The sequence below is a fragment of the Cellulomonas sp. McL0617 genome (genome assembly GCF_049994875.1).
Classification (GTDB): Bacteria; Actinomycetota; Actinomycetes; order Actinomycetales; family Cellulomonadaceae; genus Cellulomonas.
Genome location: NZ_CP188256.1, coordinates 1,579,251 through 1,602,465, shown reverse-complemented (window position 1 = coordinate 1,602,465; position 23,215 = coordinate 1,579,251). Strand labels below are relative to the sequence as shown.

Annotated in this window: 20 protein-coding genes; 6 read left to right on the top strand and 14 right to left on the bottom strand. The window is 72.6% G+C overall.

Translation table 11 applies throughout. The annotated features are described in order from the left end of the window. Nucleotides 1-3: 3 nt before the first annotated feature. The 8 genes from murD to mraZ form a co-directional block, all read right to left on the bottom strand. Nucleotides 4-1,449 (bottom strand): UDP-N-acetylmuramoyl-L-alanine--D-glutamate ligase, encoded by a 1,446-nt coding sequence (gene murD / locus ACPPVS_RS07250; RefSeq protein WP_426595356.1) that lies wholly within the window; start codon nucleotides 1,447-1,449, stop codon nucleotides 4-6. After that, nucleotides 1,450-2,532, bottom strand: a complete 1,083-nt coding sequence (mraY, locus tag ACPPVS_RS07245; protein WP_426595355.1) for a phospho-N-acetylmuramoyl-pentapeptide-transferase — start codon at nucleotides 2,530-2,532, stop codon at nucleotides 1,450-1,452. Beyond that, nucleotides 2,529-3,977 carry a UDP-N-acetylmuramoyl-tripeptide--D-alanyl-D-alanine ligase gene (locus ACPPVS_RS07240; RefSeq protein WP_426595354.1) on the bottom strand — a complete coding sequence of 483 codons (1,449 nt, stop codon included), beginning with the start codon at nucleotides 3,975-3,977 and terminating at the stop codon, nucleotides 2,529-2,531. The genes mraY and ACPPVS_RS07240 overlap by 4 nt, the downstream gene beginning before the upstream one ends. Then, nucleotides 3,974-5,539: a UDP-N-acetylmuramoyl-L-alanyl-D-glutamate--2,6-diaminopimelate ligase gene (locus ACPPVS_RS07235; protein WP_426595353.1), complete on the bottom strand. Its 1,566-nt coding sequence runs from the start codon at nucleotides 5,537-5,539 to the stop codon at nucleotides 3,974-3,976. Before ACPPVS_RS07235 ends, ACPPVS_RS07240 begins: the two co-directional genes overlap by 4 nt. Nucleotides 5,540-5,600: 61 nt before the next feature. Next, entirely contained in the window at nucleotides 5,601-7,484 is a 1,884-nt protein-coding gene (locus ACPPVS_RS07230; RefSeq protein WP_426595352.1) for a peptidoglycan D,D-transpeptidase FtsI family protein, read from the bottom strand. Further along, a complete protein-coding gene (locus ACPPVS_RS07225) occupies nucleotides 7,481-7,756 on the bottom strand; it encodes a hypothetical protein (protein ID WP_426595351.1) in 276 nt (91 codons plus the stop codon). Before ACPPVS_RS07225 ends, ACPPVS_RS07230 begins: the two co-directional genes overlap by 4 nt. Nucleotides 7,757-7,893: 137 nt before the next feature. After that, nucleotides 7,894-8,904, bottom strand: coding sequence for a 16S rRNA (cytosine(1402)-N(4))-methyltransferase RsmH (gene rsmH, locus ACPPVS_RS07220; protein ID WP_426595350.1), 1,011 nt, complete (start codon nucleotides 8,902-8,904; stop codon nucleotides 7,894-7,896). A gap of 158 nt (nucleotides 8,905-9,062) precedes the next feature. Further along, a complete protein-coding gene (gene mraZ, locus ACPPVS_RS07215; protein WP_426595349.1) occupies nucleotides 9,063-9,539 on the bottom strand; it encodes a division/cell wall cluster transcriptional repressor MraZ in 477 nt (158 codons plus the stop codon). 366 nt (nucleotides 9,540-9,905) lie between these two features. Here mraZ and ACPPVS_RS07210 point away from each other — a divergent pair, with 366 nt between their 5' ends. From ACPPVS_RS07210 to ACPPVS_RS07200, 3 genes are read left to right on the top strand one after another with little or no spacing between them, the layout of a single operon-like run. Beyond that, nucleotides 9,906-10,907, top strand: coding sequence for an AAA family ATPase (locus tag ACPPVS_RS07210; RefSeq protein WP_426595348.1), 1,002 nt, complete (start codon nucleotides 9,906-9,908; stop codon nucleotides 10,905-10,907). Further along, the gene (locus ACPPVS_RS07205; RefSeq protein WP_426595347.1) at nucleotides 10,907-12,160 is read left to right on the top strand and encodes a DUF58 domain-containing protein; all 1,254 of its coding nucleotides are present in this window, start codon (nucleotides 10,907-10,909) and stop codon (nucleotides 12,158-12,160) included. The genes ACPPVS_RS07210 and ACPPVS_RS07205 overlap by 1 nt, the downstream gene beginning before the upstream one ends. An 8-nt stretch (nucleotides 12,161-12,168) precedes the next feature. Next, a complete protein-coding gene (locus tag ACPPVS_RS07200; protein ID WP_426595346.1) occupies nucleotides 12,169-14,451 on the top strand; it encodes a transglutaminase TgpA family protein in 2,283 nt (760 codons plus the stop codon). Here ACPPVS_RS07200 and ACPPVS_RS07195 read toward each other — a convergent pair. From ACPPVS_RS07195 to ACPPVS_RS07185, 3 genes are read right to left on the bottom strand one after another with little or no spacing between them, the layout of a single operon-like run. Next, on the bottom strand, nucleotides 14,396-14,785 hold the full coding sequence (locus tag ACPPVS_RS07195; protein WP_426595345.1) for a DUF3040 domain-containing protein: 390 nt from the start codon (nucleotides 14,783-14,785) through the stop codon (nucleotides 14,396-14,398). The genes ACPPVS_RS07200 and ACPPVS_RS07195 overlap by 56 nt on opposite strands. A 39-nt stretch (nucleotides 14,786-14,824) precedes the next feature. Continuing rightward, a complete protein-coding gene (dinB, locus tag ACPPVS_RS07190; protein ID WP_426595344.1) occupies nucleotides 14,825-16,099 on the bottom strand; it encodes a DNA polymerase IV in 1,275 nt (424 codons plus the stop codon). Further along, entirely contained in the window at nucleotides 16,096-16,545 is a 450-nt protein-coding gene (locus tag ACPPVS_RS07185) for an SAV_6107 family HEPN domain-containing protein (RefSeq protein ID WP_426595343.1), read from the bottom strand. Before ACPPVS_RS07185 ends, dinB begins: the two co-directional genes overlap by 4 nt. Nucleotides 16,546-16,793: 248 nt before the next feature. Between ACPPVS_RS07185 and ACPPVS_RS07180 the strand changes: the two genes are divergently transcribed. Then, entirely contained in the window at nucleotides 16,794-17,612 is an 819-nt protein-coding gene (locus ACPPVS_RS07180) for a spermidine synthase (RefSeq protein WP_426595342.1), read from the top strand. 59 nt (nucleotides 17,613-17,671) lie between these two features. Here the strand turns inward: ACPPVS_RS07180 and ACPPVS_RS07175 are convergent, their stop codons facing one another. Together ACPPVS_RS07175 and ACPPVS_RS07170 are read right to left on the bottom strand one after the other, a co-directional pair. Then, complete coding sequence (locus tag ACPPVS_RS07175; RefSeq protein ID WP_426595341.1) at nucleotides 17,672-17,875, bottom strand: cold-shock protein; 204 nt, start codon at nucleotides 17,873-17,875, stop codon at nucleotides 17,672-17,674. 265 nt (nucleotides 17,876-18,140) lie between these two features. Beyond that, complete coding sequence (locus ACPPVS_RS07170) at nucleotides 18,141-19,073, bottom strand: proteasome assembly chaperone family protein (RefSeq protein ID WP_426595340.1); 933 nt, start codon at nucleotides 19,071-19,073, stop codon at nucleotides 18,141-18,143. A gap of 308 nt (nucleotides 19,074-19,381) precedes the next feature. Between ACPPVS_RS07170 and ACPPVS_RS07165 the strand changes: the two genes are divergently transcribed. Next, nucleotides 19,382-21,610: a HelD family protein gene (locus ACPPVS_RS07165; RefSeq protein WP_426595339.1), complete on the top strand. Its 2,229-nt coding sequence runs from the start codon at nucleotides 19,382-19,384 to the stop codon at nucleotides 21,608-21,610. Between the two features lie 58 nt (nucleotides 21,611-21,668). After that, nucleotides 21,669-22,868 (top strand): phosphoglycerate dehydrogenase, encoded by a 1,200-nt coding sequence (serA, locus tag ACPPVS_RS07160; RefSeq protein ID WP_426595338.1) that lies wholly within the window; start codon nucleotides 21,669-21,671, stop codon nucleotides 22,866-22,868. Between the two features lie 105 nt (nucleotides 22,869-22,973). Here serA and ACPPVS_RS07155 read toward each other — a convergent pair whose 3' ends face one another. Then, nucleotides 22,974-23,171 (bottom strand): DUF5302 domain-containing protein, encoded by a 198-nt coding sequence (locus ACPPVS_RS07155; protein ID WP_426595337.1) that lies wholly within the window; start codon nucleotides 23,169-23,171, stop codon nucleotides 22,974-22,976. Nucleotides 23,172-23,215 lie beyond the last annotated feature (44 nt).

The following is a 23,215-nucleotide window of genomic DNA, read 5'->3' as shown; positions in this document are numbered from 1 at the left end:
CGTTCACACGTCCTCGCCGAGCGCACGCGCGGCGGCGGCGAACTCCTCACCTCGGGCGGCGTACGACGAGAACTGGTCCATCGACGCGCACGCGGGGGCGAGCAGCACGGTGACGCGCGCATCCGCCGCAAGCCCGGCAGCCCCGAGGGCGAGCCGTCGGGCCTCGTGCACGGCGCGGGTCATCACGGTCTCAGTCTCACCGGCGTCCACCTCGACCACGGGGACCTCGGGTGCGTGTCGGGCGAGTGCCTCGCGCAACGGTTCCCGGTCGACCCCGATCAGCACCGCCGCCGCGAGCCGGTCCCTGCGGGCGGCGACGAGCTCGTCGAACCGGGCACCCTTGGCCAGGCCGCCAGCGACCCACACGACGGAACCGGGTGCGAACGCCGCCAGCGCGGCTGCGGCCGCGTGGGCGTTGGTGGCCTTGGAGTCGTCGACGTAGGCGACCGCGTCGATCGTGGCCACCGTCTCGAGACGGTGCGCACCCGCGGAGTAGGCGCGAAGGCCGGCGCGCACGGCGGCCGGCTCGACCCCGTGCGCGAGAGCGAGCGCCGCGGCGGCCAGGGCGTTCGCGACGACGTGCGGGGGCACGGTGCCGTCGGGCCCGGCCAGCTGCGCCAGGTCGTCGAGGGTGCCCAGCTCGGCGGCGTGCGTGTGCCGCAGGCGCGCGAAGCCGCGGTCCACCAGCACGTCCTCGACCATCCCGACCTGACCGACGAGCGGCGTGCCGAGCGTGAAGCCGACCGCGATCGCCCCGTCGGTGACGTCGGCCTCCCGGACGAGCTCCTCGGTGCGCGGGTCGGCCAGGTTGTAGACGCACGCGACCTGGGCGCGCTCGAAGATCCGGCCCTTGTCCGCCGCGTACGCCTCGATCGATCCGTGCCAGTCGAGGTGGTCGGCCGCGATGTTCAGCACGGCGGCCGCCTGCGCGGACATCGAGTGCGTGAAGTGCAGCTGGAAGCTGGACAGCTCGACCACGAGCACGTCGAGCGACGGGTCCCGCGCGGCGAGCACCACCGGCGGACCCACGTTGCCGACCGCCGCGACCCGTCGGCCCGCCGTCCGCAGGATCGACTCGAGCATGCCGACGGTGGTCGTCTTGCCGTTCGTCCCGGTCACCGCCAACCAGGGCGCCGGTCCGTCGCCGGACGCGCGGTCGACGCGCACCTGCCAAGCCAGCTCCACCTCGCTCCACACGGGCAGACTGCGTGCGAGCGCAGCAGCGAGCAGGGGGTGGTGCGGCGCCAGGCCGGGTGAGGCGACGACGAGGGACGCGCGGTCGAGCGCGGTCCCGGCGAGCAGCTCCTGCGTGCCGATGACGTCGTCGGCATGGTCGTCGACCGGGACCACGCGGGCCCCGAGCGAGGCGAGCACCTCGGCGGCGGCGCGACCCGAGACCCCCAGGCCGGCGACGATCACCAGAGCACCGTCCAGCTGGACCTCAGCCACCTACCCGGCCACCCACTCGGCGTAGAAGATCCCGACGCCGACGGCGACGAACAGCCCGGCGATGATCCAGAACCGGATGACGATGGTCACCTCGCCCCACCCCGACAGCTCGAAGTGGTGGTGCAGCGGTGCCATCTTGAAGACCCGTCTTCGCGTCAGCTTGAAGAAGCCGATCTGGATGACGTCCGACATGACCTCGAGCACGAACAGGCCACCGATGATCGCGGCCAGGATCTCGGTCCGCGTGAGGATCGACAGGCCGGCGAGCGCGCCGCCCAGGGCGAGCGAGCCGGTGTCGCCCATGAAGATCTTGGCCGGGCTCGCGTTCCACCACAGGAACCCGAAGCACGCGCCGACGATCGCGGCGGCGACGACCGCGAGGTCGAGCGGGTCCCGAGTCTCGTAGCAGCGCGGGCCGGCGGTCGCGAGCACCTGGCAGCTCTGGTTGTTCTGCCAGACGCCCATGATCACGAAGGCGCCGAAGACGATCAGTGAGACGCCCGTCGCCAAGCCGTCCAGCCCGTCGGTGAGGTTGACCGCGTTCGACCACGCCGTGATGAGGAAGTTGGCCCACAGGACGAACAGGATGACCCCGATCGTCGTGCCCCAGAACGCGAGATCGAGCTTGGTGTCCCGGATGAACGAGATGTGCGTGGACGCCGGTGTCCGGAACTTCGCGTTGGGGAACTGCAGGGCCGCGACGGCGAACGTGACCCCGACGAGTCCCTGGCCGAGGATCTTCCACCGGGCGCTCAGCCCGAGGCTGCGTTGGCGGGAGATCTTGATGAAGTCGTCGAGGAACCCGACGAGCCCGAGCCCGGTCATCAGGAAAAGGACCAGGACCGCCGAGGCGCTCGGCAGCGTCCGGGTGGCCACCAGGCCGCCGATCCAGCCGAGCAGCGTGGCGGCGATGATGACGACGCCGCCCATCGTCGGGGTCCCACGCTTGGTGAAGTGGGCGGTCGGGCCGTCCTGCCGGATGAACTGGCCGTACTGCTTGCGCACCAGGAACCGGATGAACAGCGGCGTGCCCAGGAGGGCGATGAGCATGGACAGCCCGCCGGAGATCAGGAGCGCCCTCATGCGACGGCTCCCTCGACGAGGAGGTCCCCGAGCCGCCACAGGCCGGCGCCGTACGACGACTTGACCAGGACGACGTCGCCCGGCCGCAGCTCCGACTCCAGGAACCGGGTCGCGACGTCGAGGTCGTCGGCCAGCACCACCTCGTCGCCCCACGAACCCTCGTGGTTGGCGCCGTCGCGGATCGCGCGGGCGCCCTCGCCGACGACGATCGTCAGCCCGATGTTCAGCCGGACGCAGAGCCGACCGATCGCGTCGTGCGCGGTGCGCGTCTCCGGGCCGAGCTCGAGCATCTCGCCGAGGACCGCGATCGACCGCCGGTCGCGCCCGGCCAGCACGGCCAGCGCCTTCAGGGCCGCGCGCATCGAGTCCGGGTTGGCGTTGTAGGAGTCGTCGACGACGGTCACCCCGTCGGCGCGGTCCACGACGTGCATGCGGTGGGGGCTGAGGGCGTCCGCGACGGTCAGGCCCGCGGCGACCTCGTCGAGGTCGAGCCCGACGGCCAGGGCGGCGGCGGCGGCACCGAGCGCGTTGTGCACGTGGTGCTCACCGACCAGACGCAGCTCGACGGTCGCCGTTCGTTCGCCCTCGTCCGAGCGCGACACGAGCGTGAACCGGGCCCGACCGGCGCGGTCGACGGCGACGTCACGCGCGCCCACCGACGCCTCCGGCGCGGCCCCGAACGTCCTCACGTCGCCGGGCGCCAGCGCGGCCATCGCCGAGACCCGCGGGTCGTCGGCGTTGAGCACCGCGACCCCGTCGGGGACCAGGCCCTGCACGATCTCGGACTTGGCCCGGGCGACCTCCTCGATCCCGCCGAACCCGCCGAGGTGCGCCTGACCGACGACGAGCACGACGGCGACGTCGGGCGGCGCGATCCTGGTCAGGTACGTGAGGTGCCCCGGCCCGCTCGCCCCCATCTCGAGGATGAGGAAACGCGTGCTCTCGTCGGCCCGCAGGACGGTCAGCGGCAGGCCGATCTCGTTGTTGAACGAGCGCACGGGCGCGACCGTGGGCCCGACGCTCCCGCAGAGCTGCGCCAGCAGGTCCTTGGTGGTCGTCTTCCCGACCGACCCGGTGATGCCCACCACCTTGAGCCCGGAGCCGCCCGGTTCGTAGGAGGCCTCCCGCAGCCGTTCCAGCACCAGCCGGGCGAGGTCGCCGAGCGCCTGCTCCACGTCCGGCACCACGACGCTCGGCACGACGACGCCACCGTCGTCGACGACGTCGCGGGCCGCGAGCACCAGCGCGGCACCGGCCCGCACGGCCGCGGCGGCGTACTCGTGACCGTCGACGTGCTCCCCGGGCAGCGCGACGAACAGGCCCCCCAGGACCTCCTCGCGCGAGTCCACGACGACCGAGCCGCCGACCAGCAGGGACGGTTCTACGTCGCCGCGCAGCACACCGCCGGTTGCGGCCGCGATCTCGGCCGCGGTCAGGGCGATCACGCGTGCTGCTCCTGACGGCCCTCGAGCGCTGCGAGCAGCACGAAACGGTCGTTGTACCGGTGGAACACTCCGGCGATCTCCTGGGTGGGCTCGTGCCCCTTGCCCGTGATGATCACGGTGTCCTGCTCGTCGGCGAGGGCGAGGGCGTCGCGGATGGCCTGCGCGCGGCTCGTCGCCTCGTGCACGTCGACCAGGTCCGGGCGGTGCGCCCGCACTCCGTCGAGGATGGCGGAACGGATGCTCGACGGCTCCTCGGAACGCGGGTTCTCGTCCGTGACGACGATCACGTCGGCGAGATCCGCGGCGATCGAGCCCATGATCGGGCGCTTGCCCTGGTCCCGGTCGCCGTCGGAGCCGAAGACGAGGATCAGTCGACCGGGCGTGATGGGCCGGACAGCTTCGAGCGCCAGGACGAGGGCGTCGGGCGTGTGCGCGTAGTCGACGAGCGACAGCGGGAAGCCGTCGCCGCGCTCGATCACGCGCTCCATGCGACCCGGGATCTCGTGCGCGTGCCCCACGGCCTCGATCGCCACGGACAGCTCGACGCCTGCAGCGTGCGCGAGCACGATCGCCAGCGCGGCGTTCGAGACGTTCACCAGACCGGGCAGGGGGCTGGCCGCCGAGTGGTCGGTGCCGTCGGGCCCGCGCAACGTGAACGTCGAGCCGACGCCGTCCAGCCCGATGTCCGCGGCCGTGACGGTCCAGTCCGCGACGATGCCGGAGCCGACGTGCGTCGCGACCGTCTCCACGGGGATCGGCGCGTCCGTCGCGAGCCGCCGACCCCACTCGTCGTCGACGACGACGACGCCGCGGCGGGCCTGCCCCGACGCGAACAGCCGCGACTTGTCGCGGAAGTAGCCCTCCATGTCGCCGTGGAAGTCGAGATGGTCGCGCTGCAGGTTGGTGAACCCGACCACGTCGAACACGAGCCCGTTGACGCGGCCGAGGGCCAGGGCGTGCGAGCTGACCTCCATGGCGACCGCGGTCGCGCCCCGTTCGAGCGCGGCGGCAAGCAGGGCCTGCAGCGCGGGCGCCTCGACCGTCGTGCGCGGGCTCTCGATCGCGTCCTCGCCGATCCGCAGCTCGACCGTGCCCAGCAGCGCCGTCAGGGGGTGCACCGCGCGCAGTGCGGCGTCGACGAAGTAGGTGGTCGTCGTCTTGCCGTTGGTCCCGGTCACGCCGACCGAGGCGAGCCGCTCCCCGGGTGCTTCGTGCGCCCAGGCGGCGATCGGGCCGGCCAGCGAGCGCGGGTCGTCCGTGAGCAGGACGGGCAGGCGGGCCGCCAGGTCGCCCAGCAGGTCGAGCCCGGCCCGGTCCGTGAGGATCGCCGCGGCACCGGCCTCGACCGCCTGACCCGCGTACGCGGCCCCGTGCACCTTGAGGCCGGGGACCGCGACGAACACGTCCCCCTCGACCACGTCGGCGCTGGCCAGGCTGACGCCCGTCAGCTGAGCGCCCTCGGCCACCGGCAGACCCGCCGTGACCAGGTCGAACGTCCCGACGAGGTCGGCGACCCGGTGGACCGCGGGATGCAGCGGGCGCATCCGAGCCGGGGACGTCATGGGGAGAATCTACCCCGACCGGGGTCGCCCGGACGCCTGGCGGCGTCCCGGGGAGCGCGCCTCACCACGTCGTCGGGAACAGCGTCCCCGTGGTGCCCGACGGCGCTACGCCGAGCTCGCCGAGCAGGTAGCCCGCGACGTTGCTGAACACGGGCGCCGCGACCGTGCCGCCGTAGATCGAGCTGCGCGGGTTGTGCAGGATCACCGCGACGGCGATGCGCGGGTCGTCCGCCGGTGCCACGCCGATGAACGACGCCGTGATCCCCTGCGTGCCGTCCGAGGCCCACGCCTGCGCCGTACCCGTCTTGCCGGCCACGCGGTAGCCCGGGATCGCGGCGCTGGAGCCCGTGCCGTCGTCGACGACGCTCTCCATCATGCTGAGCACCGTCTTGGCGGTCTCGGGCGAGACCACCTGGGTGGTGGTGGGCGTCGCGGACGGGGTGAACGTGCCGTCGGGCGACGTCCAGCCCTTGATGATGTGCGGCTGGACCCGGACCCCGCCGTTCGCGATCGTCGCGAACACCTGGACGGCCTGCATCGCGGTCACCGAGACGGACTGGCCGAACAGGACGGCGAACTTGTCGCGACGCTCCCACGAGCTCACGGGGTGCAGGATGCCGACCGACTCCCCCGGCAGCTCGATCCCCGTCTTGGCGCCGAATCCGAACTTCTGCAGGTAGTCGAACCGCGTCTGCACCGGCAGGTTCTGGCCGACCATGACCGTGCCCGAGTTCGAGGACTCGGCGAGGATGCCGGTCAGCGTCAGGTTCTCGACGCCGTGCTCGTGGGAGTCGTGGAACGTCTCCTTGCCGTCAGGCGAGTACGCGTACGGCACCTGGAACTGCGACGTCGGCGTCGCGACGTGGTTGTCCAGGATCGCCGACATCGTGATGACCTTGCCGGTCGACCCGGGCTCGAACACGTCCGAGATCGCGCTGGACAGCGAACCGCTCTTCGAGTCGCCGGGGTGGTTCGGGTCGACGCTGTTCGAGTCGGCCAGCGCGTAGACGTCGCCGGTCTTGGTGTCCATGGCGACCAGCGACCCGGAGTCCGCCCCGGTGGCCGCCACCTGGGCGTCCAGGGCGGCCTGGGCCCGGTACTGCACGTCGGACTTGAGGGTCAGCATGACCGAGTCGCCCTGCCGGGCCGGCGTCTCCTTGTCGTACCCGCCGGGGATCGCCTGACCCATGCGGCCACGCTCGTACGTCTCGCTGCCGGCCGTGCCCGTCAGGCGCTTGTCGAGCGAGAGCTCGAGGCCGGCGAGTCCGGCGCCGTTCGAGTTCACGAAGCCGAGGACGTTCCCGGCGAGGTTGCCGTTCGGGTAGACCCGCTCGGCCACCCGGTCCACGTTGACGCCCGGCAGGCCGAGCTTGCGCACCTCGCGTGCGACGTCGGGCAGCACACCCTTCTTGATGTACACGAAGCCGCGGTCGCCGACGAGCTTGCCGCCCAGCTCCGCCGCGTTCATGTCGAGCAGCGGCGCGAGGTGCGCGGCGACGCCGGCCGCACCGTCGGGACCCGGGACCGAGCCGGTCGACCGGTACTCGGGCACGGTCTTCTGGTTGACGGAGATGTCGTACCGCTCCACCGAGGCGGCGAGCGCGACCCCGTCGGCGTCGGTGATCTGTCCGCGGCCGCCTAGCGTCTCCACCGAGACGAGCCGCGAGTCCCGCGCCTTCTCGGCGATGCTCGGGCCGCGCAGACCCTGCACCCAGACGAGCCGACCGGCGAACACGACGAGCGTCAGGACGATGGCGATCGTCAGGAAGGTCATCCGGTTGCGCGAGCCCGACTGCGGCGGGCGGCCGCCGGTGCGGGTGGGGACCTCGACCGTCCGCGACGGGCCACCCGGACGCGGCCGGGGGACGGTGTTGCCGGCGGGCCGGGTGCCGTTCGTCGGCGGGCGCGCGCCCGTCCGCGGGCGGCCGGTGACCGGGGTCGTCATCCCGCGGCCCCGGCGGCCTGGGGGGCGCCCTGCACGGTGCCGTCGGAGAGCTTCAGCCAGCCCGTGCCGTTGGCCGGCATCATCCCGAGCGCGGTCGCCGCCGCCGCGAGGTGCGCGGGCGACGCCTGGGCGTCCAGGTCGGCCTGCTTGTCCTTGGCGTCCTGGTCGAGCTGGCCGAGCTGGTTGGACAGGTCGTACTTGGCGTAGGCCGTCGACGCCATCGACGTGTTCAGCAGGAGGGCGGAGAGCAGCGCTCCCGCGAGGACGGCCATGCACGCCAGGATGAACGGCATCCGCGTCCGAGCGTGCTGCGGCGCGCGGACGACCTTCAAACGTGGTGCGGGTGGATTCTGCGGCGCGGTGCGGGGCCGGGCCGGGGAGGTACGGGCACGTACTGCGGACTGGGCGCTCATGCCGCCCTCCTTCCGGTCGGTTTCGTACGCAGATGGTCAGGAGTCGGGCGGGTGCGCTCGGCGGCGCGCAGGCGCACCGACTGCGAGCGGGGGTTGCGGGCCAGCTCGGCCTCGTCGGCCTCCTCGGCACCGCGCGTGACGAGCCGCAGGTACGGCGCGTGCGTGGCCGGCTCGACGGGCAGGTCCGGCGGGGCGCTCGAGGTCGCTCCCGCGGCCATCGCCCGCTTGACGGCCCGGTCCTCGAGCGAGTGGTACGACTCGACGACGAGCCGTCCGCCCACCGCGAGCGCCTCGATCGACTCCGGCAGCGCCCGCTCGAGCGTCTCGATCTCGCCGTTCACCTCGATGCGCAGCGCCTGGAACGTGCGCTTGGCGGGGTTGCCCCCGGTCTTGCGCGTGGCCGCCGGGATGTTCGCCCGCACGATGCTCACCAGCTCACCGGTCCGCTCCAGCGGGCGCCGGGCGCGCTGCGCGACGATGGCGCGGGCGATGCGCGGCGCGAACCGCTCCTCGCCGTACTCCCGCAGGATCCGGGCGAGCTCACGCTCGTCGTACGTGTTCAGCACGTCGGCGGCCGTCTGGCCGGTCGTGGCGTCCATCCGCATGTCGAGAGGGGCGTCGGCCGAGTAGGAGAAGCCGCGCTCGCGCTCGTCGAGCTGCAGCGAGGACACCCCGAGGTCCATGAGGACGCCTTGGACCTTCGCGATGCCGAGCCGCGCGAGCACCTCGTTGATCTCGTCGTAGATCGCGTGCACCCCGGTGAACCGCTCGCCGAACGGCGTCAGACGGCGGCCGGCGAGCTCGAGCGCCTGGGTGTCCCTGTCGAGCCCGACCACGCGTACGTTGGGGAACGCCGCCAGCACGCCCTCCGTGTGGCCGCCCATGCCGAGCGTCGAGTCGACGAGCACTGCCGTCTCGTGGCCCTCGAACGCAGGTGCGAGCAGGTCGAGGCAACGTTGCAGGAGCACCGGCGTGTGCCGCGAGGCGGCGTCGTCGGTCTCGCTCATCGCTGCCTCCCGCTCCTGGTGTCTCGGACGAACAAGTGAGGTCGGACGGCCCTCCGCCGTCCGACCAGATCCCCCTCCGACCCTCTGACGCCGGGGAAGTGCGTCAGCAAAGTCGGGGGGAGGTCTCACCGGGCGGCCCATGGGCCTGGGGTGGAGCGTCAGAACGGTCCGTTCGGGAAGACCTCCTCCGCGGTGTCGGCGTAGCCGGCCTCCTGCTCGGACAGGTACGTCTCCCACGCCTGCAGGTCCCAGATCTCGACGCGGGTGCCGGTGCCGATGACGGCGACGTCCCGGTCCAGCCCGGCGTACCTGCGCAGCATCGGCGGGATCGAGATGCGGCCCTGCTTGTCGGGCAGCTCGTCGCTGGCGCCGGACAGGAACACGCGCAGGTAGTCCCGCGCCTGCCGGCTGGTGACGGGCGCCTGGCGCAGCTGGTCGTGCAGGCGCTGGAACTCCGCCATCGGGAGCAGGAAGAGGCATCGCTCCTGACCGCGCGTCATGACGAGACCCGGGGCGAGCTGGCCACGGAACTTGGCCGGGAGGATGAGCCGGCCCTTCTCGTCGAGGCGCGGTGTGTACGTCCCGAGGAAGGGCGTGAAGGAGCCGAACGCGCCGGTGGACGCCTCATACGTCACCACGCCTCCCTCTGCTCCCCCGGTTGGACGCTCCCCGCCTCACCACGTGCCTCCACGGTACTCCACTTCACTCCACCCGCAAGGAACCGACGCCGCTATTCACCCGATGGCGTGCGCAAAAATGCAGGTCACGGCGGTGGTGCGAAGTGGAGGGGATTTCACGACGAAAGCCGCCCCTGCCGACGTGTGCGGCGGCGGGGTCGCCGCGCATGAGACAAACTGGGGCGAATCGCCATGTCGGACCCGTTCCGGCGCCTGTTGAACCCCACGGACCTCACCCACGTGGAGCGAAGTGGGGGGGCCAAGGACGATGAATGTCACCGCAACGGCCTTTAGGCTCGTGCCAGTTCCGCCAAAGGAGGCGCCATGCTGCAGGCCACCCCGTCGTCGATCGAGCTCGAGGACGTCGTCGCCACCACGCTCCGGATGCGTGCCGGGATCGAGAGCGTGGTGACCGGACGCCCTGAGCTCGTCCGGGTCACGGTCGCGGTCCTGCTCGCCGAGGGGCACCTGCTGCTCGAAGACGTGCCGGGTGTGGGGAAGACGACTCTCGCCAAGGCACTCGCCAAGACGATCGACTGCTCGGTGGGGCGGATCCAGTTCACGCCGGACCTGCTGCCGTCCGACCTCACCGGCGTCAACATCTTCCGGTCGCAGACGCACGAGTTCGAGTTCCGGCCCGGACCGGTGTTCGCGCACATCGTCATCGGCGACGAGATCAACCGCGCCTCGCCGAAGACGCAGTCGGCGCTGCTGGAGTGCATGCAGGAGGCCCAGGCCACGGTGGACGGCCGAAGCTATCCGCTGCCCCGCCCGTTCCTCGTCGTGGCGACGCAGAACCCGGTGGAGATGGAGGGCACGTACCCGCTGCCCGAGGCGCAGCGCGACCGGTTCATGGCCCGGCTCACCGTCGGGTACCCGAGCATCGAGTCCGAGCTGGAGATGCTCGACAACCAGGAGACCTCGGACCCGCTCGACGCCCTGAGCGCCGTCACGGACGCGACGCAAGTCAAGGCCGCCATCGAGACCACCCGCAGGCTCTACGCCTCGCCGGCCGTCAAGCGGTACATCGTCGACCTGGTCACGGCCACCCGCGAGGACAACGGGCTGCGGCTCGGTGCCTCCCCCCGGGCGGCGATCCAGCTGCTCCGGGCCGCCAAGGCGCTCGCCGCCATGGACGGCCGGGACCACGTCCTGCCCGACGACGTCCAGCAGCTGACCGTGCCCGTCCTGGCGCACCGGCTGCTCCCGAGCACCGAGTCGCGCCTGTCGGGTCGCACCACCTCCGACATCGTCTCGGACATCGTCGACCGCCTCCCGCTGCCCGCATCGGCCACCGCCGGGCGGGCCCGTCGCGCCGTCGGCTGATGCGACTGCGACCTACCGCTCGCGGCTGGACCCTCGCGGCAGCCGGGGTCGCCGCCGTGCAGTTCGGCGTGGTGCTCGGCTCGGTCGACCTCGTCCGGATCGGCACCCTGGCCCTGCTCCTCGTGGTCGCCGCCGCGATCGGCGTCTTCGTGTTCGACCCCGGCCGCGGGCGGCACCGCCTCGGCGTGACGCGCAGCACGACGCCCAACCCGGTGCACGCCAGCTCCGAGGCGCAGATCGAGGTGGTCATCGCCGCGACCGACCCCGCCGCCCGCGTGCGACTGGCCGGGCTCAAGTTCGCCGAGCAGGCCGCCACCGAGCTGTCGGGTGGGCGGCCCCTTCGCGCCCGCGTGGCCCGGGCTCCCCGCCGCGTCACGGTCACCTACGCGGTCCAGGCCGCGCGCCGGGGACGGTGGCCGCTGGGACCGCTCGTCGTCACCCGCAGCGACCCGTTCGGGGTGGTCCGTGCGTCGGCGACCCTCGGCGAGCAGGCCGAGGTCTCGGTGTGGCCCACGGTCGTCCCGCTGCCCACGCCTGCCGACGTCCTCGTCGGCGAGCCCGACCGCGTCGCTCTCGGCGCCCGGACCCCGTCGACCGACGACGCGTCCCTGCGCGACTACCGCGAGGGCGACGACCTGCGGCGCGTGCACTGGGGCAGCAGCGCCCGCCGCGGCGCCCTGATGGTCCGGTCCGACGAACGCGCCGGCATGCGTCCCGTGTCCGTGCTGCTCGGCCTGCCCGCCCGTGCGTCCACCCTGGAGTGGTCGATCTCGCTCGCGGCGTCGATGGCGCTCGCCATGCTCGAGGGGGGCCACCCCGTGCGGCTGGTCGGCGGCCTGCGGTCGGAGCCGGAGACCGGCCCCTATCCCCTGGCGTTCGTGCACAGCCGGTCCGGCCCCGGTGCCCGGGCGGCCGTGCTCGACCGCACGATCGACCTCCAGGCGCCGCGCACGAACGTGCAGGGCGAGGTCGACCTCGTCGCGGCCGCGCACCTCCTGCACACCACGGACGCCGCCGGCGAGATCGTGCTCGCGGTGCTCGGGCCGCTAGGCGCATCGGCGCGCGCCGCGCTCGCGCACGTCGCCGACGACGCCCAGGCCTGGGCCGTGGTCCGCGCCGACACCCCGGCGCACGCAGCCGAGGCGGACGAGACCATCCGCGCGCTGCGTCGCGCCGGCTGGCGGGCCTGCCGCGTCACGCCCGACGAGCCCATCGTCGACTGCTGGCTCCGGCTCCTGGGGTCGGCCTCATGATCAGCGGCGTGCACCCCATCCCGCGCGGTCCCCGCGCAGCCATCGGGACCGGGCTGGTCGCGGCTGCGACGTGCTCGAGCGTGCTCGCGCTGCAGAACCTGATCGTCCGCGGCACGTGGCTCTCGGCCACATGGTTCATCGTGCTGGTCGTGGCGGCGATCGTGATGGGCGTCCGTGCCGTGACCCGGTCCTGGTGGGCTCCGTCGCTCGCCGGTCTGGTGGTGTCGCTCGCGATCATCCTGGTCCGGTACGGCGCAGCACCCGGACGGGTGCGCGTGCTGCCGGACACCGGTTCTGTCGACCGCACCCTCGCCACCGCGCGCGAGGGCATCACCGTGATCAACGCGTCCCTCGTGCCGATGCAGGGCGTCCGGTCGACCGAGCTCCTCGTCGTCACGGGCGCCCTGGCCGTGTTCCTGCTGGCCGACCTGCTGGCGATCGGCGTCGGCGCGCCGGCGCTGTCCGGCCTCGCCTTCGCGACCATGTGGATCCCTGCGGTGGTGCTCGGCTTCCCGGCGAGCGGCTGGGCCCTCGCGTGGACCGCGCTGTGCTACCTCCTGCTGCTCGCGCTGAGCACTGCCCCCGCGACGGCGCACGCCGACCAGGGGCGCCGCGCATCCGTCGCCGTCTTCTCCTCCGTCGGGCTCATCGTGGCGACCGTCGTGGCCGGGCCCGTCGTCGCGTCGTTGCCCGGCTGGGCGTCCGTGAGCCTGCCGACGTTCGGCTCCGGGCCGGTCGGTCCGCTCCAGCTCAGCGACGACCTCGACCTGCGCCAGAGTCTCGGGAGCCGCTCCGGGCAGGTCGTCATGCGCTACACCGTGAAGGCCGCGGCACCCGCCGCCGGCTCGGCAGCACCGACGCCCGCGCCCAGCAGCTCCAGCGCTGCGCTAGGCGCCGTCAGCGCTCGCGCCGTCGGACCGTTGCGCGCCTTCACGCTCGCCAGCTTCGACGGCTCCTCGTGGCAGCGCACGGACGCGCCGAGCCTGGCGCCCTGGGATCCGGCCACCCTGCTGACGTCCGACCCGGGCATCGTCGGCACCGCGCCCGACCCCGAGCGCGGGACCCTGGCCGACGTCGCGATCGACGTGGCCGGCCTGCGGGAGCGCCGGCTGCCGATCTCCACGTTCCCCCGCACGGTCGCCGTCGACGGTTCGTGGCAGTACGACGCGGCGCGCGACGAGGTCGTCGGGCGGCGCAGCACGTACAACGGGATGCAGTACGCCATGCAGGTGGAGATCCCCAACCTGACCAAGGCCGACCTCCAGTTCGCGAACGTGGGCGACCCGGGCGACGACGGCGCGACGCTCGAGGTGCCCAAGACCTCGCACAGCGACGACATCGCCAAGAAGGCACGCGAGCTGACCGCGGACGCGACGACGCCCTACCAGCAGGCGATGGACCTCCAGCAGTTCTTCCACTCGACCGCGAACTTCACCTACGACACGCACGTGGCGCCGTCGCGCTCCGACGACGCCGTCTGGGACTTCCTGCAGTCGACCCACGGCTACTGCGTCCAGTTCGCCACCTCGATGACGATCATGGCGCGGATGCTCGGCATCCCGGCGCGCGTCGCGGTCGGGTTCCTGCCCGGCGACCCCGACGACAGCGGCACCTACATCATCACCGGCCGGCAGTCGCACGCGTGGCCCGAGCTGTACTTCCAGAACTACGGCTGGGTGCGCTTCGAGCCCACGCCGGCCAGCCAGACCGGCCCGCTGCCGGCGTGGAGCGACCCGTTCTCCGGGGTCAGCTCGACCAAGAACTCGCAGGAGGAGCAGTTCCCGGGATCCAACACCACCCCGACGACGGCACCCGTGCCCGTCACGCAGCAGAACGGCACCACCGTGCAGCAGTCGACCAACGCCTGGCTGCCCGTCGGGATCACGGTCGCCGTCGTGCTGGTGGTCGCCTCGATCGCCCTCGTGCTGGTCCGCAGGCGCGCGGGCTTGCTGCCCGACCTCACGCCCGAGCGCGCCTGGTCGCGCGCGCGTCGGCGACTGGCCAAGCGCGGCATCGTCTGGTCCGACGCGGACACGCCGCGCACGGTCGTCGCGTCGGTCAACGCCCAGCTCCGGACGCGCACCGGCTCGGAGCTCTCCGGGGAGCCGGCCGCGGCACTCGTGTCGCTGGCGCGCACCGTCGAGACCGAGCGCTACGCGCGAGAGCACCCCGACGTGCAGTCCGGAGTGCTCTCAGGGTGGGTCGACGAGCTGGTGGGTGGGGCAGAGCAGTTGCTCAGCGACCGCTCTCGCCGCGACGCCGTTCCCAGCGCTCCCCGAGACGGGTCATGAGACCGACGCGCTTCTTCTTCGCGGGCCGCACGGCGCCGTCGTTCTGAACGACGCCCCGCGGACCGGACCGGCGGCCGTGGTGCGGATCGGCGAACGCGAACGCGACCGCGGCGAACATGACGACGAAGCCGACCACGCCGAGCCATGCCTGGCTGTTCGCGGCGCCCAGGACGAGCAGCAACAGGCCGGCGGTCGCACCAACTCCCGCGATCAGATAGCGGCCGAACGGGCGACGCCCGCGCTGCGTCAGCGTGTTGGCGAGCCGAGGGTCGTCAGATGTCAGCTGACGTTCCATCTGCTCGAGCACGCGCTGCTCGTACTCCGAGAGAGGCATCCTGACCCCCGTTGTCAGCTATAAGCACCTGTGTTGCCCTCAGGATAGATCCGCGGGAACGAAGGTGGTAGTCGAGCCAGAGGCTACTCCACCAACCTGCGTAGTCCCTGCGTGTATCGCAGATCCCCCGAATCGACCGCGAACCAGGTCCATCGCGTGCTCGGCCTCGCGGCGGCCGCGCACAGGTTCACCCGCTGCCTCCTCGAGCGTCGGTTGTCTGATGGTCTCCGCGACCGCCGAGAGCCCGTCAGCCCGCACCCCGATGAGGCGCACGGGCAGCCCGCCGAGGTCCACGCCGGCGATCAGCTCGCGGGCCGCGAGGTAGAGCTCACGGCCCACGTCGGTCGGCGTCTGCAGCGTCCGGGACCGGGTCAGCGTCCGGAAGTCGGAGGTGCGCACCTTGACGCTGACCGTCCGGGTCACCAGACCCCTGGTCCGTAGCCGGACCGCGCACCGGTCGGCCAGGTCCCGTGCCTTCTCCTGGACGACGGCGAGGTCGGCGACGTCCACGGCGAACGTCTCCTCGGCGCCGACCGACTTCTCGGCCCGGTGCGGAACGACCGGGCGCGGGTCGCGACCCCACGAGAGATCGAACAGGTGCGCTCCTGCAACCCTGCCCACCGCCTGCTGGACGACCGCGACGTCGCTGTCCGCCAGCTCGGCGACCGTCCGGATCCCCGAACGCGCGAGTGCGGCCTCGGTCCGCTCGCCGACACCCCAGAGCGCCCCCACCGGCAGCGAGCGCAGGAAGTCGACCGTCGCGGTGCGCGGGACGAGCAGGACCCCGTCGGGTTTTGCGTGACCCGAGGCGAGCTTGGCGACGAACTTGGTGGACCCGATGCCGACCGAGCAGGTGATGCCGAACTGCTCACGCACGCGGCGCCGGATCTGCGCCGCGATCACCGTGGGCGGGCCCAGGCGACGCCGGGCGCCGGCCACGTCGAGGAACGCCTCGTCGACGCTGACCTGCTCCACGAGCGCCGTGACGTCGCCGAGCAGCTGCATTACCCCGACGGACACCTCGTGGTAGGCGTGATGGTCGGGGGCGACCACGATCGCCTGCGGGCACTGTCGCAGCGCGACCGACATGGGCATCGCCGCGTGCACGCCGAACGCGCGCGCCTCGTACGTCGCGGCAAGGACCACTCCCCTGGTCGCTCCGCCGACGATGACCGGCAGACCCCGCAGCTGCGGCCGGCGGGCAAGCTCGACGGAGGCGAAGAACGCATCCATGTCCACGTGAAGGATCGAGCAGCCGTCCTCGGCACTCCCCCAGCCGCGCCTCCCGGTCGAGGACCGGGGCGCACGACTCACGACGCCTGCAGAGCGTGCACGTCCTGGGCGGCGTCCTCACCACGCACCGCCGAACGCGCCGCGTCGACGAAGTCCTCGGCCCAGAAGAGTGCCTGCTCGGCCCTGCCCGGTGCGAGCTCCTCGAACCGGCCGGCGTCGACGGCAGAGCGCAGCGCCGCGGCGTCCGCGAAGTACGTGGACCACGACGCCATCTCGGGCGCCACTGCGTCGAGCAGCTCCCAGACGGTGCGGAGCTGACGCCTGCCGGGGCCGACCGTGCGCGCGGCGACCACAGCCGCACCCGCCCGCAGCGCCGCGAGGTGCGCATGCGAGAACAGCTCCCAGGCCTCGGAGGACAGACGTGCCGCGCACAGCTCGTCGTCAGCTCTGTGCAGCAGCTCGGACGCACGGGACGACTGCGGACCGCCCAAGCTCCCGGCGGTCCTGCTCGCGAGCTGCTGTCCCATCGCCCGGCCTCCTTCTCGATCCCTGCGTCTGCCACGTTGCTCGGCGGTGCTCCACGAGTACGGAGCTTGCTCTCACTCCGGTGCGGGGCCGACTGTCGCCGACCCCCCTAGCATCGAACACGTGTTCGATGGTGTCAACCACCCGAGCCGATCTGCTGCCGACGGCCCGTACGGTTGCAGGCATGGCGTCCCGCGACCGATCCATCCGCCGGAGCTCAGGGTCGCACCGACCACCCACACGAGCCGCCGTGCGGGCTCTCTGGCCCACCGGGCCTCTGCCGATCGCCACCGGCACCGTCGAGCTCGAACGCGACCCGGACGATCCCGACGGGGTCACCGTGCTGGTGAACGGCGTGCCGAGCTCGTACCTCGACCTCGCCGACCCGTCACACCTCGTCTTCGAGTACATGCAGCAGATGGCCGAGGTGATCGACCGCGTCGGCCCCGCCGGCGGCCCGCTCGACGTCGTGCACCTGGGCGCCGCCGGCTGCGCGCTGGCCCGGGCGATCGACGCCGAGCGGCCCGGGTCCCGCCAGCTGGCCATCGAGCTGGACACGGCCCTCCCGGAGCTCGTGCGGGGCTGGTTCGACCTGCCGCGCGCTCCTGCCCTGCGCATCCGGGCCGGCGACGCCCGAGCCGAGCTGGAGAAGCTGCCCGACGCGTCCGCCGACATCGTCATCCGCGACGTGTTCGCCGGCGACACCACCCCGCGCCACGTGCGGACGCGCGAGATGGTCGCGCAGGTGGCTCGGGTCCTGCGGCCGGGCGGCGTCTACCTGGTCAACACGGCCGACCGGCCGCCGCTCGCGGGGGCGCGTGCGGAGATCGCCACGATCGACCGGTGCTTCGCGGACGTCGTCGTCGTCGCGGAGCCCGGGCTGCTGCGCGGCCGCGGGTACGGGAACGTCGTGATCGCCGCGTCCGACGACCTCGACCTGCTGTCCTCCTCGGCGCTCGCGCGCGGCATCCGCAGCCTGCCCGCCCCGGCCAGGCTGCTGCGCGACGAGGAGCTGGTCGGCTTCGTCGCCGGCGCCCAGGAGCTCCGCGACGGCCCGCCGCTCACGTGACACGCGCGACGGGCCGCACCCCCGTGGGGATGCGGCCCGTCGTCAGGTCGTGCGGACGATCAGAGCGGGACGACGTTCTCCGCCTGGGGGCCCTTGGCACCCTGCGTGATCTCGAACGACACACGCTGACCCTCGTCGAGGCTGCGGTAGCCCGAAGAATTGATCGCGGAGTAGTGGACGAAGACGTCGGCGCCGCCGCCGTCCTGGGCGATGAACCCGAAGCCCTTCTCAGCGTTGAACCACTTGACTGCACCCTCGGCCATGTTCATTTCCTTCTGTTCCCACCGGTGACGGCGCAGACCCTGCTGTCCGCGCCGTGCCGCAATGCCTCACGTCCTGCACCGGGTGACCCAGCCGAGAACGACTGGTCGGAACCGTTCCCCACGCACGAAGGCCCAGGTCACGACGCCGGTCAAGCGAGTACGTCACTGCAACGGGTGCATCTTTGCACCGGGCGTGTGGGCTGCGCCACGTTTTCGCCCGTCCGGCTGGCCCGTCGTAGGCAACGATTGGGTAAAGGTCGGATTCTCAGGCGGGACCGGCGTCGCCCTGCTGGGCCAGGAAGCGCTCGAACTCGGCGCCCAGCTCGTCGGCCGTCGGGATGTCGGTGGAGCCCGCGAGCAGGCTCGTCCGGCCGATGCTGCGCGTGAACGCGTCGTACTGCTCCTCGAGCGCGTGCACCACGGCGGCGACGTCCTCGGAGCCGGCGACCTGGCGCTCGATCTCCTGCATCGCCTCGTCGGCGGCCGGGGTCAGCGACTCGACGTTCAGCTCGAGCCCGGTGGCGCGCTCGACCTTCTGCAGCGCCGCCTGGCTCGCCTGCGGGAACGCGGACTGGGCCAGGTAGTGCGGCACGTGGACCGCGAAGCCGATCGCGTCGTGCCCGTTCTGGCCGAGGCGCAGCTCGAGCAGGGCGCTGGCGCTGGCGGGCACCTGCACCGTGCCGAACCACGACGGGTGGTCGGCGACGAGCTCCGGGCGCGTCGCGTGGGCCGTCACCGACAGCGGCCGCGTGTGCGGGATGCCCATCGGGATGCCGTGCACCCCGACGGTCAGCGGCACGTCGAACCGCTCGACGATCTGCCGGACGGCGGCCACGTACCGCTCCCACTGGACGTCGGGCTCGACGCCGTGCAGGAGGAGGAACGGCACACCGTTGGTGTCCTCGACGACGTCGACGACGAGCTCGGGCTCCGTGTAGGACGACCAGGTCGTCTGGTCGAAGGTCATGAGGGGGCGGCGAGAGCGGTAGTCGAGCAGCTGGTCGACGTCGAAGGTGGCCAGCCGGGTCGTGGTGAGCTCGTCCGTGAGGTGCTCCGCGGCGAGCTGGCCGGCGTTGCCGGCGTCGACGAACCCGCGCACGACGTGCACGAGGACCGGGCCCGCACCGTTCGCGGACCGTGCCTCGACCAGCGCGGCGACCTCCGGGTCGACGTCGTAGATCTCGCTCGGGTTCAGCATCGCTGTCTCACTTCCGTCCGGGGCGCATGCCGTGCGGCCCATTGTCCCAGCCGCGGCGCTGACCGGTCGGCACTCGCCGGTACGGGGCACAACGCCCGTCCCCGATGAGTTGTTCCGCGCGCGGTGTGCCCGCGTTGCCCGTTCGCCGAGGGCGATCCGGACGACACCCGGACGGTGGGTGCGAGAGCGCCCGGGACAACGGATAATGGACGGCCGCTCCGTGCGCCGCGCGTCCCCCGACGCGCCGCCGGGCGCTGGACGCACGGCCGGGTCACCTCGGCGGAACGGAGAACGCCGACGTGGCAGCCATGGACAGCGAGCTGACCGGCGAGCAGGTTGTCGTCGACCAGCTCTACGGGCGGCTCGACGACCTCCGCGCGCAGACGCGGGCCCGGCTGGCCGAGGTGCGGCGAGAGGGCCCGTCGGGATCCCCCCAGAACCGCAGCGAGCGCGACGCGTTCGCGACGCTGTACGAGGACCGGATCGCGCAGCTCGAGGCCGTCGAGGAGCGCCTCGTGTTCGGGCGGCTCGACCTCACGGACGACACCCGCCGCTACATCGGCCGCATCGGGCTCACCGATGCCGAGCAGAGCCAGCTGCTGACCGACTGGCGGGCGCCGGCCGCCCAGCCGTTCTACCGCGCGACCGCGAAGAACCCCGACGGCGTGGTGCAGCGCCGGCACGTCGTCACCCGCGGGCGCACCGTCACGAGCGTCGAGGACGAGGTGCTCGACCTCGATGCGCTGGGCGACTCCGAGGCACGCCTGTCGGGACTGTCGGGCGAGGGTGCGCTCCTCGCGGGTCTGGCGGCCGGTCGCACCGGGCGGATGGGCGACATCGTCGCGACCATCCAGGGTGAGCAGGACGCGATCATCCGGTCCGAGCTGAACGGCGCTCTGGTCGTGCAGGGCGGGCCCGGCACCGGCAAGACCGCCGTCGCACTGCACCGCGCCGCGTACCTGCTGTACGCGCACCGCCGCCTGCTCGAGCGCTCGGGCGTCCTGCTCGTCGGCCCGAGCCGCACGTTCCTGCGCTACATCGACCAGGTGCTGCCCTCGCTCGGCGAGACGGGCGTGGTCACGACGACCGTCGCGGAGCTCTACCCCGGCATCGCCGCGACCGCGACCGAGGACGAGCGGGTGGCTGAGCTCAAGGGCCGGTCCCTGTGGGCCGACGTGATCGCCCGGGCGGTCCGGGACCGCGAACGCGTCCCGGCGCAACCCGTGCACGTGCGCGTCGAGGGGCACGACCTGGTGATCCGGCCGAACGACGTCGCCTCGGCCATCGCCCGGGCGCGCCGCAACCACCGGCCGCACAACCAGGCGCGCATCGCGTTCGTGCGGGACATGCTCGGCCGGCTCGCGGACCAGTACGTGACGTCGCTCGGCCAGGACGTCCCGCCCGACGAGCGCGGCGAGATCATCGAGGAGATCCGCACGCACCGCGAGGTTCGGATCGCCCTGAACCTCGCGTGGATGCCGGTCACCCCGGAGAAGCTCCTCTCGGACCTGTTCAGCAAGCCCGCCCGGCTCGCGTCGGCGGCGCCGGGCCTGGCCCCGCAACAGCGCGCCATGCTGGTGCGGGCCGCCGACGCCCCCTGGACACCGGCCGACGTCCCCCTGCTCGACGAGGCGGCCGAGCTGCTCGGCGAGGACGACCAGGCCGCCCGGGCGCAGGCCCGCGCCGCCGCCGACCGCCGCGAGTCCGAGGTGGCGTACGCCCGGCAGGTGCTCGAGTCCACGGGAGCCGGCGGGATGGTCTCGGCGGAGATGCTGGCGGACCGCTTCGCGACGACGGGCCCCACGCTCACGACCGCCGAGCGTGCCGCGGCCGACCGCAGCTGGACCTACGGGCACGTGGTGGTCGACGAGGCGCAGGAGCTGTCGTCGATGGCGTGGCGGTGCCTGCTGCGCCGCGTCCCGACCCGCTCCCTGACCATCGTCGGCGACGTCGCCCAGACGACCGCCGCGGCCGGGGCGCGCTCCTGGGCCGGCCAGCTGGACCCGGTCCTGCGCTCGGCCTGGCGGCTGAACGAGCTGACCGTCAACTACCGGACGCCCGCCGAGGTGGCCGACACCGCACGCCGCGTCGCGATCGCCGCCCGGCTGCCGGTCAGCCCGCTCATGTCGGCCCGCGAGGTGCCCGACTCCCTGCTCGTCGAGCACGTCGCCGCCGACGGTTTCGCGGAGGCGGCCGCGCGGCGGGCCGAGAAGCTCACCGCAGAGATCACCGACGAGACCGGCGCCGGGCGGCTGGCCGTGATCGCCGTCGAGGACCGTCTGGCCGGGATCGCGGACGCCCTCGTCGCCGGGGGCCTGCGCCCCGCGGTCGGGACCGGAGCGAGCGCGGCCGACCTCGACGCGCCGCTCGTGGTGCTCACGCCGCGCGAGGCGAAGGGTCTGGAGTTCGACGTCGTGGTCCTGGTCGAGCCGGCGGAGGTGCTCGCCGCGAGCGCCGGGGACCTCTACGTCGCCATGACCCGGCCCACCCGGACCCTCCAGGTGATCCACGACCGTCCGCTGCCCAGGGGCTGGTAGCTGTCCGCAGGGCGGACCGACGTTAGGCCGCTGCCCCGACCAGGCGCACCATAGGCACGTGCCCAAAGCCCTCCTGCTCGAAAATCTGCACCCGCAGGCCGTCTCGATCCTCGAGGCCGCCGGCTACGACGTGACCACCCGGACCGGTGCGCTCGACGAGTCCGAGCTCATCGACGCCCTCGCCGGCGTGCAGGTGCTCGGCATCCGGTCCAAGACGCACGTCACGGCCGAGGTGCTGGCCCACGCGCCCGACCTCGTCGCGATCGGCGCCTACTGCATCGGCACCAACCAGATCGACCTCGCCGAGGCCGCCTCGCGCGGCATCGCCACGTTCAACGCGCCGTTCTCCAACACGCGGTCCGTGGTCGAGATCGCCCTCGCCGACATGATCTCGCTGACCCGTCGCCTCACCGAGTTCGACAAGGCGATGCACGACGGCGTCTGGAACAAGTCGGCGACCGGTGCGCACGAGATCCGCGGTCGCACGCTCGGCATCATCGGCTACGGCAACATCGGCACACAGCTGTCGGTGCTGGCCGAGAACCTCGGCCTGTCCGTGGTCTTCTACGACACCGCCGAGAAGCTGGCGCTGGGCAACGCGCGCCGCATGGACACCCTCGACGAGCTGCTCGAGGCCGCCGACATCGTCACGCTGCACGTCGACGGCCGCAGCGGCAACGCGGGCCTGTTCGGTGCCAAGCAGTTCGCGCAGATGCGCCCGGGCGCCGTGTTCCTGAACCTGTCGCGCGGGTTCGTGGTCGACTACGCGGCACTCCGCGACGCCGTCGTCTCGGGACACGTCAGCGGCGCGGCCGTGGACGTGTTCCCCGTGGAGCCCAAGCGCAAGGGCGACGCCTTCGACTCCGAGCTGCGCGGCCTGTCGAACGTCATCCTCACGCCGCACACCGGCGGGTCGACCGAGGAGGCGCAGGAGGCGATCGGGCAGTTCGTCTCGGCGAAGCTGCGGGACTACATGGCCACCGGCTCGACGACGCTCAGCGTCAACGTGCCCAACCTCGCCCTCGAGCAGAAGCCCGGCGTGCACCGCCTCGCCTACCTGCACCGCAACGTGCCCGGTGTGCTCGCGGCCGTGAACGCCACGCTCGCCGAGCACGGCGTGAACATCGAGGGCCAGCTGCTGACCACCGCCGGCGAGCTCGGCTACGTGGTCACCGACGCCGGCGCGCCGATCGACCCGGCACTCGTGGACGCCCTCACCTCGCGGCCCGAGTCCGTCCGGCTGCGCCAGCTGTCGTAGGACCCACCGACCAGGATCGATCTCGACGAAGGCCCGACCACGCACCGTGGTCGGGCCTTCGTCAGTTCTGCGACTGGTCGACGTCAGGTCGACCGGCGGTCGGCGTCAGGCGGAGCCGGACTTGCGCTGGAACCGGCGCTGCGTCGGGCCTGCCGTCTCCGAGCCGTGCACCTGACCGGTGTTGGACGAGCCGTCCGACGTGCGGTGCTGGTTCGACTTCTTGCGCTCGAGAGCCTCGCGGTACTTGGCCTTCGCGTCCTCGCTCACCGCCGCCGTGGTGGTCTTCTCGTCGTTGTTCGCCATGGGCGTCTTCCTCCTGTGCGGTGTACGTCAGCGGTACGGCGTGT